This is a genomic window from Kitasatospora sp. NPDC004240 (assembly GCF_053603215.1).
The window spans coordinates 36,066-53,156 of record NZ_JBSGFD010000020.1 but is presented as its reverse complement, the minus strand read 5'-3'; the positions used below and the strand labels follow the sequence as shown (position 1 = coordinate 53,156).

Here is a 17,091-nt window from a genome sequence, read left to right as displayed (position 1 = left end):
GCCGAGTGCCGCCCCCGGTCGAAAACCGTTCGATGCCGGCGGGGAGCCCCTCCTAGACTGACGATCATGCGTGCTGTTCGTACCCCGGCGCTGATCGCCGCCGCCATCGCCCTGCTCGGTGCCTGCACCGGAACGCCGGACCAGGGCCCCTCCGCCGGACCGTCCACCTCCCCGGCCGCCCGTGTCGGCGGGGGAGCCGGCGCCCCGACCGGCGAGCCGTCGCCGGCGCCCACCAAGGTCGACGTCCGCGCCCTCACCCCGGCCGAGCTCCAGAACCGGTGGTGGAGCTGGGCCGGGTCCACCGAGACCGCGCGCAACCCGGTCGTCGACACCGACGGCCGCCACTGCGCCGCGGGCCAGCAGGACGGCATCTGGCTGCTGGCCGGCACCTTCGGCGGGACCACCGCCCGCCGGTGCACCGTCCCCGCCGACACCCCGATCCTCTTCCCGGTGGTCAACAGCTACGGCACGTCCGGGAACTGCCTCACCTTCATGGACGCCGCCCAGGGCAGCGCGGTGCTCGACGGCAAGAACCTGACCATCGAGGCGCTGGGCGCCACGCAGATCAGGCCCCAGCGGGTGGCGAACGGCCCCGTGGCGGAGCACCGCGGCTACGAGAACTCCTGGGCCTGCGGCCTGTGGGTCCGCCTGGACGGGCTGGCCCCCGGCCCGCACGAGATCGTCTTCCGCGGCAGCTCCGGCGACTTCGCCACCGGCGTCGACTACCGGCTCACCGTCACCGACGGGCCGCTCCCCACTTCCTCCGTCGCACCGGCCGCCCTCACGGGCGCGTAACCGGGGCCCCGGGGAACCGCCTGCCCGAAACAGCACGCCACGGGCCCCGCCGTGTTCGGGTTCGGCCCGTCGAAGCCGTCGACGACCGCGAATCCGGCGTGGCGGGATCGCTCACGGAGACGTGACTTGATCCGGTCGGCTCGGTCGGGTGGGACGTCCCGTCGTTCCGGTTCAAGAGGGTGTCCGAGTTCTCGTTCCGGGGCTGCGGACAGATCAGCCCGGAATGAAGCCAGGGAGTGGTGAGTCGATGCGTCTGGTTCTCTTGCAGCCGCCGGCGTGGCCGTTGGACGGGCCGGCCGATTCGCTGGCCCGGGCGCTGGCAGTGCCGCGTATCAGTTTCGGTGATCTTCTGCGTGCCCAGGTCCGCCGGGGTACGGAGTTGGGGGTCCGCCTTTTCAAGATCATGGACTCCGGTGGGCCGTTCCCGGACGAGGTCATCACCGCGATCGTCCGTGACCACCTGTGCCGGGAGGCTCCTGCGGCCTTCCTCCTCGACGGACACCCGCTCAGCGCCGTCCAGGTACTCGCCCTGGACGAGCTGCTCCACGAGCTGGGCACGCCCCTCGATGGCGTGTTGCGCCTGCGGCTTCCCGAGCAGGAGGTGGAGCGCCGCATCCGCGACCAGGCGGCCCGTCGTCTCTGCCGTAGGGACGCGGCCCACCGATACGAGCCGTCGGTGGACACCCTCGTTGTCAGCGGCGTGTGCGACATCTGCGGCGGTGAGCTCTATCAACGCAAGGACGATGAGGAGACCAACGTCCGCGGCCGGTTCAGGTCCTACGAAGCGAGGGTGGAGCCCATCACCCGGCACTACGCCGACCAGGACCTCCTCGTCACGGTCGACGCTGCCGGCACGCCCGAGGAGATCACCGTGCGCGCGCTCACCGCGCTGCGCCGGCGGGGCCACTGACATCGGCTGAAGGGTGATGAACCCCGGTGCCTGCGACGACCCCGGGGCGGTACGGCCGCCCACAACCGGGCTGTGCCGTTGCGGGGGAAAGCGCGGCCCGGACCGGCTGAGGTGCCGGGGGTACGTACCGGCCCGCATCGACGGCCTGCGCACCGTCTCCGGTGCGCCTCTCGGCAACCGGCCGCTCGGCACCGTCACCGACGGGGAACCCGTCGAGATCTGCACCTACCTGCGGACCACGGGGCTGCCGCCGTCCGGGGTCGCTTTCTGACGGTCGATATCGCAAGTTCCCCGGGAGGCTGGTGGAACGGCCGGCGTTGCTTCACCGCGGCTCTCGGCGGTTGAGCCGGTAGATCAGGTAGGTGATGCCCAGGATGATGTCCACGGCTGCCCAGAGGCCGATGACGAGTCCGACGCCGATGGCGGTCCCGACGCTTCCGGCGTCCTGGCACGTCTTGAGTGCCTGGCCGGTGAGTCCGGAACAGTCCTTCGACGTCGAGTCGCTGGCGTTGTTCACCCCTGCGATGATCCAGATCACGAACAGCGCCTGCACTGCCATGAAGACCCAGAGGAAGACCTTGCGGCGTTTCTTCGTCCCGGCACCGGGAGAGTGGCTGGGTGGGGTCCCCGGGTATGGAAGCCCGTCTGGGTGTTGGTCACCGCCGAGGGTGTTCCCCCAACGTTGATCGGTGGGCGGCCGGGTCCAGTGTGGCCTGTTACCGGGATCCTGAGGGGCCTCTCCGGGAAGGGGCTGTTCGACCATGGAAGCCTCCGGCGTCAGATGTACAGCGGGAGCACATGGAGCCTGTAGTTCAAGGACGCGCCGAGCGGGGCGGCAGTGCAACCGGGAGGCTCACACGCGAGCTCCGGTCCCTCCGCGAGTGGCGGCGGCGACGCACACGGGGGCCGGCTGCGGCAGCCGACCGCTGGCCCGGCCCGCGGGACCTGGCGGATGCTGATCGCATGCATCGGGTGACCTCGCCCACGGTCAGGGCGCGTAGGCGGTCCGCTTCCCGGCGGGGCTCGTCGGCCGGGACCGCGTCGGGCTCGTCGCGGCGGGCGAGTGCCGTCGGCCACAGCCTGTCGCCTTGGGCCACGGCCCTGTCGGCCGTCGCGGCGGCGATCGGCCTGTTCTTCAGCGCCACGGTGGCGTTGTCGAGCGTCGATGCGACGCGCCAGCAAGCTGGAGCGGGATCGTCGTCAGCAGGCCGGACGGGTGGGTTTCTGGACCGAGCCGACCCCGAGGGCGATGAGACGGTCATCATCGCGAACCGTTCGCTGGATCCGGTGGCCCGGGTGGATCTGTGGTTCTACGCGCCGGACGCCGGCATCGATCCATCTGTGTACGAGTGGGTTTCCTGGGCTTCGAGGCCATTTCCACCCTGCACCTGGTTGATCTTCGCTCCTCGTGCCTTCGACGACTATCTGCTGGAGTACGGACTCGCGCAGGGCGGTGCGCCGATCCGGGCCGTCCAGTTCTTCGACGCGGACGGGCGATGGTGGTTGCGCGACCCGGACGGGCTCCGCAAGGCCGAGTACGAGCGTGTGACCGGTGAGGATGTCGGGATCGCGCCCGGCCGGCAGGAGCCGGCCGAGCACTGCGACACGTGAGCGGCCCGGCAGTCGATGCCCCGACCGGGACCATCGTCCGGGCCATGAGCGGCCCTGTCACTCGGGTGAGGTGAGGTTGGCGAGCGTGTCGGGCGGGGCCGGGACGGCAGGGTCGGCCATCGCTCCCGTTCCGGCGTCCTGTTGATGGAAGGCCACCCTCGATGCGCAGTACCGCTAGCGGTGGCTCACTTCCGGGGTGCCCGGTCCGCCGTCGGGGTCCACGGCGTAGACCCTGATCTCCTTGTCCGTGGTCAGCGTGATCCGGTCGGGGCCGGACCATTCGGCCTTCTCGAACACGCCGTGGCCGTTGTCGCCGTCCCACTCGCCCAGGTCCCAGTGGCGGGCGGACCACCCGCTGCCGGACACCAGCCTCACCCGGTAGACCGGGTCGATGGAGAACGCGACGTCGGTCACGCTCAGCACGCGGTCCGGGCGATCGGGGGAGACGCGGCGGCTGACCGGCCGGCCGTCGCCGGAGCCGGTCACGGCCGACATGAGCGCGAACGGCAGCCCGACGAGCAGGAGGGCCACCAGGACGCACGCGAAGCCGACCTGGGACCACGTGTCACGGAAGTCGAAGCGGAACACCACCGCGGCCACGCCCAGCACGACGGCCGCCCCGAGCAGCGGCACCGGGTGGTTGAGCCAGCGTTCGGCCTCCACCAGCCCACCCGACCCGGCTGCCTGGCGGCCGATCAGGTACGCGACCACCGGCACCACGGCCAGCCCCCCGAGCCACCGTGCGGTGCGTCGGTACCGCGCTTCGGACATCCGTTTCCCCCCGGTGCTCGTTCGTGCGTACGGTCATCATCACGAAACCGAGCGCGTCACCGGTTCCCCAGGCCGGCGAGGTGGGCGCGCAGGACGGGCTCCGCCTCCACCTGGAGTCCGGTTGGGCCGACGATCCCAACCCGTCACTGCAGGCCGTTCACCGGCACCTCCTGGCGATCCAGGCCATCGTGGAGACCTGACCCGCCGCGGAAACACGTCCGGGTCGTCGGGCGCCCGGTCTTCACCGCCCACCTGCCCGACGGCGTCCGTCGGGCGGTCGCCGACCGACCGGGACGAGCGCGCGCCGGACCGGGGCGGCGGCGGGCGGTTCGGGGACAGCCGGCCGTCCCTCCTCGGGAAGTCCGACCTGCGCGAGGGCTCCTGACGCGCGGTCAGGCCTGCGGGGCGCCCCTGTCCGCCGCCAGGCGGGTGAGCCACTCGCGCAGCAGGCGCTGCTCGGCGTCGCTCAGGACATCGGCATCGTCGGGGAGGGCGGCGCGCAGCGCGCGGGCGGCCGCGGCGGGGCCGGCCTCCGCGGCGGGGACCGTCGGTTCGGTGCGGGTGATGGCGGTGACCATGGCCTCGCGGAGAGCGGTCAGCAGCGCCGGATCGCGGCGTTCCGCCGGGGTGGAGTGCCAGGTGGTGACCGCGCCCCGACCGGTGGCCTGGATGATCTGGGCGGCCAGCTCCTCGTCGACCCGCAGCCACCCCCCGGCCGCCAGGCGGCGCACCCGGCCGTGGAGGATCTCCAGACCCGCGCGGTGTGCCATGTCCGCCCCCCGGCCGGTGGCCCTGTTCATGACCGCGAACAGCTCGGGGCGGGAGACCCCGAACTCCACCACCAGGTCCCAGCCGCGGCGCAGCTCCTCCACCGGGTCCTGCGGGTCGGGGTCGAGCCGCGCGCGCTTGCTCTCCAGGAACTGCGCGTAGCCGTGCTCGGCGACGGCTTCGAGGAGCCCCTCCTTGTCGCCGAAGAGGCGGTAGATCGCCGGCGGCTGCATTCCGGCCGCGGCGGCGACCGCGCGGGTGCTCACCGCGTCCGGGCCGCCGTTCTCCAGCAGCTCGACGGCCGCCTCGACGATGCGGTGGCGAGGGCTGTCGGTGGTGTCGCGGGTAACCATGAATCGATGGTATCGAAGGTTTGGTTCCATCGATATTCCAGTGTTACCGTCAAGGTGATTCCACTGGAAACATCCTCGGGAGAACCCCATGATCATCGTGACCGGAGCCACCGGAAGCCTCGGCCGCCGCACCGTCGAACGCCTCCTGGAACGCGTCGACGCCGACCGCGTCGGCGTCAGCGTCCGCGACCCCCGCAAGGCCCAGGACCTCGCCGACCGCGGCGTTCGCGTCCGGCAGGGCAGCTTCGACGACCCCGCCTCGCTTGCGCACGCCTTCGAGGGGGCCGAGCGGATACTCCTCGTCTCCCTCGACCGCACGGGCGAGGAGTGCGTCACCGGCCATCGCACCGCCATCGACGCCGCCGTGAAGGCCGGCGTCGGCCGCATCCTCTACACCAGCCAGATGGGCGCCGCCCACGACTCCCGCTTCCAGGCATGCCGCGACCACGCCCGGACCGAGGACCTGCTGCGCGCCACCGGCCTGCCGTGGACCGCGCTGCGCAACGGCTTCTACACGGCCAGCGCCCTGCGGTTCCTGGAGTCCGCCCGCCACACCGGCGACATCGCCCTCCCCGCCGACGGCCCCGTCGCCTGGACCGGCCACGACGACCTCGCCGAGGCCACCGCGGCGATCCTCGCCGGGGAGGGCCGCTTCGAGGGGCCCACCCCGCCGCTCACCGGCGCGGCGACGCTCGACTTCGGCGCCGTCGCCGAGATCGCGTCCGAGGCCACCGGGCGGCCCTTCACCCGCACCGTCGTCCCCGACGACGCCTTCCGCGAGCAGGCATGGGCGCACGGCGCCCCGGCCCCGATCGCCGACCTGATGCTGAGCATCTTCGCGGCGGCGCGGAACGGCGAGTTCGCCGCCGTCGATCCGACGCTGGCCGAGCTGATCGGGCGGGAGCCCGCCACCTTCGGCGCCCTGCTGGAGCGCGCCTGGGCCGCATAGGTTTCGTGGGGGCGCGCAGACGGCGCCTGTCGCCCAGGAGTCCGGCGGCCTCGGTCGGCTCGACGCGGGTGAAGGGGCGGAGCCCGTCCCACGCCCGTGCCGGCTCCGGACGATCCGCGGTGGGAGGCGCGGGTGCTGCACGCTCCACCCCGCTGGAGGACCGGAGGGCGCCGGGGGGCGGGGGTCGCGTGCTCAGTCAGGGTGCTGACACCTGGGGCACAGCTCATGGCGGCCCTCGGGTGTGATCACAGTGCCCCAGCTGCGGCATTCTTCGCAGCCGCGGGCCCGGTCGATGTTTGCGCGGACGGTAGGAGCGTGGGGGTGGGCTCCATGGGTCATGGGTGATTTTCCTCTGTAGAGCACTATCACTTATGCCCAGTTTGCCATCATTCGTATAGATATGCAGCACGGGTTGCCCGTGCTCTGCCCGGGCGGCAGGACACAGGTCCACGGCAGGCGCGAGGCGCGCCCGGACGCGGCGCCCCGGACGCCGCCGGAGACCCGGGCGCCGGTGCTGCCGGTGGGAGGCCGACCGCTTCACGACGGCCCGGTCCGGGTCGCGACCACGGCCCCGGCGAGGTTCACCGTCTACCGCGATCTGTTTCGCGTGACGGTGCGAGCCGATGATCAGGCCCTCGGCGAGGAGCCGGCCGCCGTGTCAGCAGCCCGGAGGGACGGAGCCCCGCAGGATGCAGCCCGGCGGGACGGGGTGGCCGGCGGGCCTGCCCGACCGGGCCGCCGCGCTCTCCCGCCCGGTGACCGGCCCCGGCGACGACCAGGCGTTCGCCGGCCGGGACCTGCCGATGGTGGCCGCCCCCGCCGATCGGTGGGGCACGGACCCGACGGGTACCGGGACGTGCGTGTGGGCCGAGCCCGCCTCACCCCGGCCCGCTACGCCCGAGGGCGGGCTCCGGCCCGTCCTGCCGTCCGTCTGCTCGTCCTGGCTCATGAGCCCCTGTCGCGAGGATGCTCGCCCCACGGTCCGTCCGGGCCGGTGCCGACCGAGGCTCAGGCCGGGGGCAGGGACGGCGGGTTGTCGAGGAGGAGGTCGTGGCCGACCTCGGTGAGGGTGTGGCGGACCTGCTTGCCCTCGCGGTGGGTGGCGATCAGGCCGGCCGTACGCAGGGCGGCGGCATGGGCGGAGGCGGAGGGCGGGGTGACGCCGAGCCGCTGGGCGAGCTCGGTGGTGGAGCAGGCGCTGCCGGCGATGGTGCGCAGGACGCGGGCCCGGGCGGGGCCGAGCACGGCGGCGAGGCCGTCGGCGGCCGGTGTCCGGGCCGCGGGCCCGGCGGTCGGGGCGGCGATCGGGTGCAGCAGCAGGCTCTGGCGGTCCGCTCCGGCCAGCAGACTGATGCTCCGTTGGACGAAGTAGTTGGGCCGCAGTTCCAGGCCCCGGCCGCCGAGCTCGAAGGAGCCCTCCAGCTCGCCGAGGGTGCACTCCAGCACCCCGTCGTCCCGCCAGACGGCCTTCGGGTGGAGCGAGCCGAGCATTGCGCCGATCCCGGAGCGTGCGGCGGTGCGGGCCCGGGCGGCGATGTCGGCCTCCAGGGCGCGGCGGATGTCGGGCCAGTCCGGGGCCAGGCAGGCCTGGAACAGCGCCCAGGCGCCGTCGCTGACCTCGCGCAGGCCCCGGCTGCCGTCCTCGCGCAACCGGGCCAGGGCGGCCGGGACTTCCGGGCCGCTGCCGAACATCGCGACCCCCTCCTCCACGGCCTGCTGCGGGACGGAGAGGAACGCGTCGAGCTCGTCGGTCAGCTGCCGGCGGACGGCGTCGAGATCCGCCACCATGAAGTCGGGGACGCCGATCGGGCTCGCGTTGACCACCTCGAGAAAGCGCACGGCCCGGTGGGGCACATGGCGGCGGACGTCCCGCCACCAGCGCTCGCTGCGCGACCCACTGCCCTGATGAACGCCCAACCGGGCCGAGCCGGCCATCAGGTGGTCGAGCGGGGATATGACGAACCGGGTCCTCGCGAGGTCCGCGACCCCGAACCTCAGTGCGATCACGAACCTTCCTCCGGCTCCCCGCAGCCGCCCTGACCTGCCGCGTTGTTGACTATTAGGCCCAGAGGCTAATGCATGGCCGTCCGGCCGTCCCCGTTGGCATGCTCTCTCTCGCCGGCGCGACCGAGGCCCGCTCCGGCCCCCACCACGAGGGGAGTGGGGGCCGGAGCACGGTCCTTGACCGGGTGTCCGCCGAACCGAACGCCCGGTGCCGCCCGGCGAACCCTGCCCGACCGGTGCCCGATCGGCTTCCGCCGGGCCGGGCCCGCTCGGTGCTCACCCGCTGTCAGGGGCGGCCGGTCGGTGTGGCGTTCCCGACCCCCGCAAGCACCGCGCGAGGACCGACACCACCCGCCCCGACCCGCCCCGACCCCGGACCCCGGCCGCGCCCGACCCCGGACCCCGGCCGCGCCCGACCGGCCGGAGCCGAAGGCGTCCAGGGAGCGCCGGCCGTCGTCAAACCTGGGTACTACAGAGGACTTGGCACCCCGGTATGACGGCTCGGGCCCCTCCGTGAACGTACGGTCCTCCTACCAGAGCACACCGGACGAGGAGGAACGGCGATGAGCAGGCGGGGACGGGCCGCGGCAGCGGTCCTGCTGGCGGCGACGGCGACACTGGGCGTGGTCGGCGCACCGGGCGCGGTGGCGGCGCCGGGGTGGGGCACCGAGCGGCAGGCCGGGGCCCGGCTGCCGCAGCCCACCGGGCCGTATCCGGTCGGCACGACGTCCCTGCAGCTCACGGACGACCGCCGGGACGACCCCTGGAAGCCCGGGCAGCACCGCAAGCTGATGATCAGTTTCTGGTACCCGACCACCCGGCCCGCCACCGGCGACGACCGCGCGCCGTACATGGTGCCCGCCGCCGCCCAGCACTTCGGCAGCGCCGGGAGCGTCGCCCAGAACGCCTACGGCTTCGAGCCCGGCCGCACCGACTGGGCGGGCATCCGCACCCACGCCCGCGCCGACGCGCCCGCCCTCCCCGGCGGCAAGCGGCCCGTCGTGCTGTACTCGGCGGGCTTCGGCGACCCCCGTACCTGGGGCACCGGCCTGGTGGAGGACCTCGCCTCGCGCGGCTACGTCGTCGTCACCGTCGACCACACCCACGACGCCTCCGAGGTCGCCTTCCCGAACGGGGACCTCGCCACCTCCGTCTTCCCCCCGCTGATGGACCAGCCCGGCCTCGACATCGGCGCCCTCCTGCGCAAGACGCTGCAGACCAGGGTCGACGACACCCGCTTCGTCCTGGACCGGCTCGCCGGGCTGCGCCCCGACAATCGGCTGCCGGCCGGCCTCGCCGCCTGCCTCGACCTCGACCGGATCGGCATGGTCGGCCATTCCGGGGGCGGCTCCGCGGCCCTCCAGACCATGCACGACGATCCGCGCCTCAAGGCCGGCGTCAACCTCGACGGCCAGCTGCACTTCCCCGGCCCGGACGGGACCGGGGTCCACCTGACCACCGTCGCCGAGGACGGCCTGAACCGGCCCTTCCTGCTCATGGGCACCCAGAACCCCGACTCCGGCAGCTACCACCAGCAGCCCGGCTGGGACGCCCTGTGGCGGCGCAGCACCGCCTGGCACGCCGACGTGACCCTCACCGGCTCCCGCCACGGCTCCTACACCGACGCGCAGTCCCTGCTGCCCCAGCTCGCCCGCCAGGGCGCGATCAGCGGGGCGAAGCTGACCGAGGACGTCGGCGACATCCGCCCGGACCGCGCGGTGCTGGCCACCCGCTCGTACGTCGCGTCGTTCTTCGACCGCTGGCTGCGCGGCCACGACGACCACCTCCTGGACGGCCCGTCACCGCGCTTCCCCGAGGCGGTCTACGAGCGTTAGCGCGGAACCGGAGCCGGACATGACGCGCACGACCCGAGCGCAGCGCGCCGAGTGGCAGCGCCTGCGCGACCACATCGCCCAGACCCGGGCCGAGCGCCACGGACCCGACCACGACATCGTCCTCCAGCACGCGCCGCGTGTGGAGCGCCACCGCCACGACGTCGCCGACCGGGCCCGAAGCCGCCCGCCGGGCGCTGTCACCGCCGAGCCCTAGCATGGCGCCACCGATCGATGACGGGCCGCGCGGCAGGTGACGCCGCGTCGGTCCGCCGTGCAAGGAGCTCCCCGTGTCCCCGACCGAGCCCGTCGCCCCGCCGTACGCCATACCCTGCCCGTGGCCGACGGACTCCGACTCCGGCGTCCGGTACGCCCTGGTCGACGGAGCGGGCCGGTTGGTGCGGGAGCCCGACCTCGGCGCCGTCGGCGCGTTCCACCCCCGCGATCTCGGCGGGTTCACCGCGCCCGCGGCCGACGCGCAGGGCCGCTGGGGCTACCTGGACGAGCGCGGCCGGTGGCGGCGCGAGCCGGATCTGCCCGCCGTGCGGGAGTTCGGCACCTACGGCCTCTCCCCGTACCAGGACGCCGACGGCCGCTGGGGCTACGCCGGGACGGACGGCATGCCCGTCTTCCACGCGGCCTTCGTCGAGGTCAGCCCCTTCCAGCACGGCCTGGCCGTCGTGCGCACCGAGGAGGGCCTGGGCTACCTGAGCCCCCGCAACCGCCTCGTCATCCGCGGACCGTTCGCCTGGGCGGGACCGTTCTCGGATGCCGGGCTCGCCCCGGTCCGGGTCGACGACGGCGACCCGTGCGGCTTCATCGACCGTTCGGGCCGCATGGTGATCGAGCCGCGCTTCGACGAGGCCCACCCCTTCGGCTCCGGGGGCAGCGCGCCGGTGCGCGTCGGTGACCGCTGGGGCCTGATCGACACGGCGGGCGAGTGGGTCGTCGAGCCGGTCCATCCGCTGCTGAACGCCTTCAACCGCACGGGTGTGGCGTACGTCCTCGGCGGCACCGCCGGTGACCGCTTCCGCGGCTACGTCGACTCCTACGGCGCGGTGACGGTCAGGGCGCGCCACCGGCTCTCGCAGACCTTCGGCTCCGCGCTGGTCCGCTTCGACGACGGCCGCACCCACGGCTACCAGGACTCCACGGGCCGGGTGGTCATCGACCAGGACTACGACTGGGCGGACGACTTCGACGACTTCGACGAGGCCGGCGCGGCCGTCGCCCACCGCCTCGACCGCGACGACGACACCGCGGGCCTCGGCGACCGCCCGCCCGGCCGCGCCTGGGGCGTGCTGCGCGCCGACGGGCGGTTCCTCCCCGTTCGGCACCTGGAACCGGTCACCGACGCCGGCGGCCGGGTGGTCGGCTTCGGCGACGGCATCGCGCCGTTCGTCACCCGTGACGGCGGGGTGGCGTACGTCGACCGCGAGGGCCGGGACGTCTGCCGGGTGGAGCCGTCCGCCGACGGCTCCGTACTGCGCCTCGTGGACGCGGTGGGCACCGAGCTGTGGCGGACCACCGCGGCCGAACGCACCTTCGCCCGCGTCGAGCCGGCCCACTGCAAGGAGGCCGCGTCCTACCTCGCCCACCCCGGCGCCCCCGGGCGGGACCTCGCCGACCTGGCCGATCTCGCCGACGAACTGCTCGCCGCCGAGCCCCGCCGCTTCGAGTTCGTCGGCTCGGTCCGCGACGACCCGGAGTGGGCCGGCGCCTCGTACGGCGCCGTGAGCGACGTCGCGCACACCTTCCTCCTCGCCGAGCACCGGCACGAGTTCCCCTTCCTGCACGGCTGGACCGTCGAACAGTTCGAGGCGATCGAGATGGAGGCGCTCGCCGCGCTCACCGCCCGCTTCGGCCCCTGGCTGCCCGGGGTGCAGGTGTCCCTGCGCACCGGCGACGAGGAGCACTCCACGGTCTGGCAGGTCGGCGAGCGGCGACTCGTCCTCCACTCCTCCCACCTGGCCGACGACGGCGACGTGGACCGGCGTCTCCGGCTCGCCGCCGTCCGGGCCGAGCCCACCGAGAACGCCGGGGCCACAACCGCCGCGGACCCCGACACACCCTGACCCCGCCCGGCCCGGGTCCGGCATCGCGACCGCCTTCGGAACGACCCGGTCGTGCCCGGCTCGATCACGCCCCCGGCGGGCGCTGCTGCCAGCGGAAGGCCCGGCTGTCGTAGTAGTTCCGACTCTGCGTCAACTGATCGCCGCTGCCTGGGTGTTCGGCCTCGGGCCAGTGCTTCAGGCCGAGCAGCAGACCGCTGGCGACGTTGACGACCATGCCGTTGCCGCAGAGTGTCCAGACCTGGCCGTTGTTCCCGTCGGCGCAGGTCTCCTGGACGAGCGGGGCACCGTCGGCCGTACTGCCGCCGGTGCCGAGGCAGCGGCCGGTGCCGGCGTTCCTGATCCGCACGTCGCTCCCGACCGGGATGACCGTCCAGGTCTGGTCGGCGCCGCGGTCGCAGGTGCGCTGGGTGAGGGCGCCGCCGGGGTCGGCCTGGGCGCAGAGGCCGGTCATCGCGTTGACCAGGGTCCGGGAGCCCGGGGGCGGGGTGGAGGCGGAGGGTGAGGGGGAGGCCGTGGTCGCGGTGGTGGACGGCGTGACGGACGCCGAGGGTGTGACGGGCGGGAGCGCGGGGGCCGGCGGCACGCTCGGGGACGCCGCCCGGACCATCGCCGGCGGGGGTACGGGCCGGCCGGGCGCCTGACCCGGCTGCGACACGACGGCGACGACGGCGACGGCGGCCGTGGTCGCCCCGGTGACGGCCGCGGCCGTCCACGCCGTCTTGGCGGTGCCGAGACGCGCGACGCCCAACTTGGCGGCGGCGGCCAGGTGGACGCCGTGTCCCGCGACGGCCGGCCAGAGGACGTGGGGGCTCCACAGCAGGAGACCCGCGGGCAGGAGCGCGCCGAGCCGGTCGTTGAGGTCGCGCAGGTCGCGCTCGGCCCGGGCGCAGTCGGCACAGGACCGGAGGTGGCGGCCGAGGTCGCGGGCGGCGCGCTTGTCGGCCCGGCGTATCGAGGCGGCGAGCAGCCCGCCGAAGTGGCGGCACTCCTCGCCGGCGGCCTGGTCGAGGTGGGCCCGCAGGTAGGCCTCGCGCAGGCCTTCGCGGGCGCGGGCGATGAGCGATCCGATGCCGCGGGCGGTGATGCCGAGGCGCCGGGCGGTCACCGCGGCGGGCTCCTGTTCGACCACCGCGTGCCACAGCACGGCCTGCCAGCGCTCGGGCAGCGACCGGTAGGCCCGCAGGACGAGTGAGCCCTCCTCGGCGGCGAGCACGGTGGACTCGACGTCCTGGCCGGCGGGCAGGGTGTCGGCCCAGGCCTCGAAGTCGTCCGACAATCGGGTGCGGGCGCCGTCACGCGCCCAGTCCACCGCAATGTGCCGGACGCAGGTCAGCAGGTAGGGGCGCCAGGCGTGGTGCGGTCCGGTTCCCGAGGCGGCCGAGCGGTAGGTACGGGCGAAGGCCTCCGCCGCGAGGTCGTGGGCGGTGGCGGCGTCCCGGCAGCAGGTGCGGGCGTAGGCGAGGACGGCGGCGTGGTGACGGGCGAACACCTCGCCCATCACGTCGTGGACGGCGGGCCCCGCCGCGGCCCGGGGCTCGCGCAGCAGCGCGGCCAGCTCGGCGTCGCCCAGGTCGGTGAGATCCGTCCGGAAGGCCGTCGTCAGTACGCTCAACGCTCGCTCCGATCTGCCCGTTCGATGGCCGGTCGGGTGAGGGTGCGCGGGGCCGGCGCCCGCGGTGCCGGCCGTCGCCCCGGCCGGATAGCGCGCAAGTGTGCACGCCCGCGTGCCTGCGCGGCAACGCGGGACGGGTCGCGGGCGGGGGCACGGCGGTCCGTCGGGTACGGGACGACCCGCGGGCGGGCGGACGCCCGTCGAAGCACCCCCGGCGCCCGGTGACGGTGTGAAGCCCGGATCATGCGCATCCGCACCATCGACCGACGGGACCGCCGGAGAACAAGTTCGGTAAAGCCTTGGCAAAGTTACGGGTCGCCCGGCGGCCTGCCCGGTCTCCCCCTCAGGAACTACGAACCGAAGGACACCCGCATGGCACGCCGTACCTCCCCGAACGACGCGACCCGCCGCTCGCCGGCCGCCCTCCTCCTCGCCGTCGCGGCCGCGAGCGCCCTGGTCGTCCCGGCCACGGCCCTCGCCACACCGGCGGAGGCCGCCGACCCGGGCCCGCAGAAGACCGACCGGCACCTCGTCGTCCTCGTCAACTTCCGCAACGCCAAGCTCGCCGAACCCGATGCGGACCGCAAGGCCGCCCACGACCGCTTCTTCGGCCCGGCGAACTCCCTGACCTCCTACTACGCGGCCAACTCCGGCGGGAGGTTCGCCGTGGTGCCGGCCAAGGAGGACGGCGTGATAGGACCGTTCGACCTCGACATGGACAACTCCACCTGCGACACCCGGAAGATGGCCGATCTCGCCCGCAAGGCCGTCCCGTCGGACGTCACGTACGACCACGTGTCGATCGTCATCCCCGGCACGAAGGCCTGCCAGTGGTGGGGTCTCGGCTACCAGCCCGGGAACGTCACCTGGCTCCAGGAGGGAGCCGTCAAGGACACCGCCGCCATCGTCCACGAGGTCGGCCACAACCTCGGCCTCGCCCACCAGGAATGGCACACCTGCACGCCGGGCAGCTTCACCGCCTGCACCGCCGACGGCCACAGCGCCCGGACGCCGATGGGCGGGGGCGGCGAGAAGAAGGGCCTCTCCGCACCGGAGCTCCTCTCCCAGAAGTGGCTGACCCCCCAGCAGACCACCACACCCACCGCCGCCACCACGGTGCGCCTCACCCCGCTGCACGCCCCCGCGAACACCCCCGGGGCGCGTGCCGTCGACCTCCCCCTGGGCAGCGGCGGCGACCGGGTCGTGATCGAGTACCGCACGCCCGACCCCGGCACCCCGGACATCAACGTCGCCCAAGGGGTCGTCGTCTACCGCGTGCCCAAGGGCCGGTACGACCACGCCGTCATGATCACCAACAGCAAGCGGGACGACAAGACCACCATCGGCTCGTTCAAGGGCGGCGCGGCCCTCACCGACACCGCGAGCGGCCTGTCCGTCAGCGTCACCGGCGCGACCGCCGCCGGCGCCGAGGTCCGGATCGAGCTCGGCGGGAGCACCACGCCGAACCCCGGACCCACGCCCACCCCGACCGCCTCCCCCGGCCGGCCCACCACCGGGACGACCCCGACCCACACCGTCACACCGACCCCCGCCCACCCGACACCCACCCGCTCCACCGACGACGGCGACGACGCGACCGACATCGGCAGCACCGCCCTCCCGCCCCTGCCCACCGGAACCACCACCACCGCGGCCGCCACCGGCGAAGCCGGCTCCCTCGCCCACACCGGAGCCAAGGTCACCGTCCCCGCCGTCGTCGGCACCACCCTCGTCCTCGCGGGCGGCGCCACGGCCCTCCTCCTGCGCCGCCGCGCCCAGCACCGCCGGCACTGACCGCCCCGGGTCCCGCTGACCACCCGGTCAGCGGGACCCTCCCGCGCCGCACCGGACACCACGTCACCCGTCCGAGACCCCTCACCCAAGAATCGGGACAGCCAGTGTCAGACCCAGCCGCCGACCCGCGCCCGGACGCCGAGCAGCCCCGTCGGTCAGCAGCCCGAACGCTCGCGACCCGCCACCGCGGCGCCCTCCTCGGCTACACGCGGCAGCTGTGCCAGGACGACCGGACCGCGCGCACACTCGCCGACGAGGTGTTCGCCGAAACCAACTCGCCGACCCTCCAGGCCTTCCGCAGGCTTCCCGAGGACGCCCAGGCCGAACTGTGGCGGTACCTGGAGGAGACCACCCGCCCGGCCGGCCACCCCTACGCCACCGCCGTCCCGCCCGTCCGGCTCGTCCGCGGCTTCCACGATGCCTACCTCCAGCTCTACGCCCTGCACACACCGCGGCGCGACTGCCGCCAACTCGTCGCCAGGCTCGGCGACGCCGTACGGCGCGCCCACGGGGACGATCACGCCCTCGAACACCACCTGACCCGCTGCCCCGACTGCGCCCACGCCCGCGTCGACCTCGTCGCCATCCACACCTGGCAGCGGCCCGTCCTCCTCACCGCGCTGCTGCTGTGGACGGGCACCCCGGGGCCCGCCACCCCGCCGCCGCTGCCCGTCCACGTTCCCCGGGCCGCTCGGCAGCCGGCCCCGCCCGCTCGCGCCGGCCACCGCCGCCGCCCTTCCGAGCGGACCCTCATGATCGGCCTCATCGTGCTCGGCCTCGCCGTCCTGACCGTGGCGGCGGCCGCCCGGCCGATGCCGTCCCCGGGCCCGCCCCCGGCCTCCTTGCCGAGCCCCCCGCCGCTCCGGCCGACCGACCCCACCCCACCGACCACCGCCGACACCGCCGACACCGCCGACACCGGCGCCACCGGCGCCACCGCGACCGCCGCCACCGAATCGCGCCCGCCGACGAGGTCCGCCACCTTCGCACCGTCACCCACGCGTCGGCCCGGCGGACCGCGCCTCGTCAACCTGCGCACCGGCCTGTGCGTCGCCCCCGGGGACGGCGACAGCGTCCACCTGGAGACCTGCACCGCCGCCGAATCCCAGTACTGGCAGTTCCTCGACGCCGACGGCGACGGGCTCCACCAGATCCGCAACGCCGCCGACGGCCGCTGCCTGGACGGAACCACCACCGGCGGCAACACCGTCACCGTCACCCTGCAGGCCTGCCACCCAGGTCGCCGGGAACAGCTCTGGAAGCCCGTCCCCGACCGCAACCCCGCCGCCCTCCGCCTCCACTTCGCCCCACGGGCAACGTCCAGCGACTACGCCGACCACCTGCTCGGCCCCGCCGACATCTGGCCGGGCCCGGCCAAGGCCGGCTCCCCACTCGTCCACCAGCCCAACTACTACAACAAGGAAGACTTCCTCTTCGCCGCGAGCTGACCCCCGCCCGCACCGTCCGAGGTCCCGGTGGCCGCGCCCGCCCGTGGGGTGCCGGCCGGGGTGTCGCCGCTTCCCACCCGGACGGCGACCAACTGCTCGCCATGGAGCGGGCCGGGGCCGCCCGCGCTCTCCGGGTGCGGGAGGCAGCGGATCGGGAGCGGCCCCGGCC

The 17,091-nt window shown here is 74.3% G+C and carries 15 protein-coding genes; 10 read left to right on the top strand and 5 right to left on the bottom strand.

The features are described from left to right. Positions 1–66 precede the first annotated feature (66 nt). Complete coding sequence (locus ACWEQL_RS08460) at positions 67–795, top strand: signal protein (RefSeq protein ID WP_452149422.1); 729 nt, start codon at positions 67–69, stop codon at positions 793–795. Positions 796–1,042: 247 nt separating this feature from the next. Next, positions 1,043–1,705, top strand: a complete 663-nt coding sequence (locus ACWEQL_RS08455; protein ID WP_452149421.1) for an adenylate kinase family protein — start codon at positions 1,043–1,045, stop codon at positions 1,703–1,705. Between the two features lie 322 nt (positions 1,706–2,027). Here the strand turns inward: ACWEQL_RS08455 and ACWEQL_RS08450 are convergent, their stop codons facing one another. Then, positions 2,028–2,264, bottom strand: coding sequence for a hypothetical protein (locus ACWEQL_RS08450; protein ID WP_452149420.1), 237 nt, complete (start codon positions 2,262–2,264; stop codon positions 2,028–2,030). Between the two features lie 404 nt (positions 2,265–2,668). Here ACWEQL_RS08450 and ACWEQL_RS08445 point away from each other — a divergent pair, with 404 nt between their 5' ends. Next, positions 2,669–3,316, top strand: coding sequence for a hypothetical protein (locus ACWEQL_RS08445; RefSeq protein ID WP_452149419.1), 648 nt, complete (start codon positions 2,669–2,671; stop codon positions 3,314–3,316). Positions 3,317–3,490: 174 nt separating this feature from the next. Here the strand turns inward: ACWEQL_RS08445 and ACWEQL_RS08440 are convergent, their stop codons facing one another. Beyond that, positions 3,491–4,087: a hypothetical protein gene (locus tag ACWEQL_RS08440; RefSeq protein ID WP_452149418.1), complete on the bottom strand. Its 597-nt coding sequence runs from the start codon at positions 4,085–4,087 to the stop codon at positions 3,491–3,493. A 23-nt stretch (positions 4,088–4,110) separates the two neighbouring features. Here ACWEQL_RS08440 and ACWEQL_RS08435 point away from each other — a divergent pair, with 23 nt between their 5' ends. Then, on the top strand, positions 4,111–4,287 hold the full coding sequence (locus ACWEQL_RS08435; RefSeq protein ID WP_452149417.1) for a hypothetical protein: 177 nt from the start codon (positions 4,111–4,113) through the stop codon (positions 4,285–4,287). Positions 4,288–4,479: 192 nt separating this feature from the next. On the opposite strand, the gene ACWEQL_RS08430 is transcribed toward ACWEQL_RS08435, so the two are convergent. Then, a complete protein-coding gene (locus ACWEQL_RS08430; protein ID WP_452149416.1) occupies positions 4,480–5,208 on the bottom strand; it encodes a TetR/AcrR family transcriptional regulator in 729 nt (242 codons plus the stop codon). Positions 5,209–5,296: 88 nt separating this feature from the next. Here ACWEQL_RS08430 and ACWEQL_RS08425 point away from each other — a divergent pair, with 88 nt between their 5' ends. Continuing rightward, positions 5,297–6,157 carry an SDR family oxidoreductase gene (locus ACWEQL_RS08425; protein ID WP_452149415.1) on the top strand — a complete coding sequence of 287 codons (861 nt, stop codon included), beginning with the start codon at positions 5,297–5,299 and terminating at the stop codon, positions 6,155–6,157. Between the two features lie 1,008 nt (positions 6,158–7,165). On the opposite strand, the gene ACWEQL_RS08420 is transcribed toward ACWEQL_RS08425, so the two are convergent. Continuing rightward, positions 7,166–8,164, bottom strand: a complete 999-nt coding sequence (locus tag ACWEQL_RS08420; protein WP_452149414.1) for an ArsR/SmtB family transcription factor — start codon at positions 8,162–8,164, stop codon at positions 7,166–7,168. 560 nt (positions 8,165–8,724) lie between these two features. Here ACWEQL_RS08420 and ACWEQL_RS08415 point away from each other — a divergent pair. The 3 genes from ACWEQL_RS08415 (at position 8,725) to ACWEQL_RS08405 (ending at position 12,068) form a co-directional block, all read left to right on the top strand. Beyond that, on the top strand, positions 8,725–9,996 hold the full coding sequence (locus ACWEQL_RS08415; RefSeq protein WP_452149413.1) for an alpha/beta hydrolase family protein: 1,272 nt from the start codon (positions 8,725–8,727) through the stop codon (positions 9,994–9,996). 19 nt (positions 9,997–10,015) lie between these two features. Beyond that, complete coding sequence (locus tag ACWEQL_RS08410) at positions 10,016–10,210, top strand: hypothetical protein (protein ID WP_452149412.1); 195 nt, start codon at positions 10,016–10,018, stop codon at positions 10,208–10,210. 73 nt (positions 10,211–10,283) lie between these two features. Continuing rightward, entirely contained in the window at positions 10,284–12,068 is a 1,785-nt protein-coding gene (locus ACWEQL_RS08405) for a WG repeat-containing protein (protein WP_452149411.1), read from the top strand. Between the two features lie 64 nt (positions 12,069–12,132). Here ACWEQL_RS08405 and ACWEQL_RS08400 read toward each other — a convergent pair whose 3' ends face one another. Continuing rightward, complete coding sequence (locus ACWEQL_RS08400; protein ID WP_452149410.1) at positions 12,133–13,680, bottom strand: sigma-70 family RNA polymerase sigma factor; 1,548 nt, start codon at positions 13,678–13,680, stop codon at positions 12,133–12,135. A gap of 372 nt (positions 13,681–14,052) precedes the next feature. Here ACWEQL_RS08400 and ACWEQL_RS08395 point away from each other — a divergent pair, with 372 nt between their 5' ends. Both ACWEQL_RS08395 and ACWEQL_RS08390 read left to right on the top strand, forming a co-directional pair. Beyond that, positions 14,053–15,474 carry a hypothetical protein gene (locus ACWEQL_RS08395; protein WP_452149409.1) on the top strand — a complete coding sequence of 474 codons (1,422 nt, stop codon included), beginning with the start codon at positions 14,053–14,055 and terminating at the stop codon, positions 15,472–15,474. Positions 15,475–15,578: 104 nt separating this feature from the next. Then, positions 15,579–16,922, top strand: a complete 1,344-nt coding sequence (locus tag ACWEQL_RS08390; protein WP_452149408.1) for an RICIN domain-containing protein — start codon at positions 15,579–15,581, stop codon at positions 16,920–16,922. Positions 16,923–17,091 lie beyond the last annotated feature (169 nt).

Coding starts and splice junctions, on each gene's coding strand:
- ACWEQL_RS08395 (WP_452149409.1), top strand. CDS start 14,053: ATGGCACGCCGTACCTCCCCGAACGACGCGACCCGCCGCTCGCCGGCC.
- ACWEQL_RS08430 (WP_452149416.1), bottom strand. CDS start 5,208: ATGGTTACCCGCGACACCACCGACAGCCCTCGCCACCGCATCGTCGAG.
- ACWEQL_RS08450 (WP_452149420.1), bottom strand. CDS start 2,264: ATGGCAGTGCAGGCGCTGTTCGTGATCTGGATCATCGCAGGGGTGAAC.
- ACWEQL_RS08455 (WP_452149421.1), top strand. CDS start 1,043: ATGCGTCTGGTTCTCTTGCAGCCGCCGGCGTGGCCGTTGGACGGGCCG.
- ACWEQL_RS08425 (WP_452149415.1), top strand. CDS start 5,297: ATGATCATCGTGACCGGAGCCACCGGAAGCCTCGGCCGCCGCACCGTC.
- ACWEQL_RS08445 (WP_452149419.1), top strand. CDS start 2,669: ATGCATCGGGTGACCTCGCCCACGGTCAGGGCGCGTAGGCGGTCCGCT.
- ACWEQL_RS08410 (WP_452149412.1), top strand. CDS start 10,016: ATGACGCGCACGACCCGAGCGCAGCGCGCCGAGTGGCAGCGCCTGCGC.
- ACWEQL_RS08440 (WP_452149418.1), bottom strand. CDS start 4,087: ATGTCCGAAGCGCGGTACCGACGCACCGCACGGTGGCTCGGGGGGCTG.
- ACWEQL_RS08415 (WP_452149413.1), top strand. CDS start 8,725: ATGAGCAGGCGGGGACGGGCCGCGGCAGCGGTCCTGCTGGCGGCGACG.
- ACWEQL_RS08460 (WP_452149422.1), top strand. CDS start 67: ATGCGTGCTGTTCGTACCCCGGCGCTGATCGCCGCCGCCATCGCCCTG.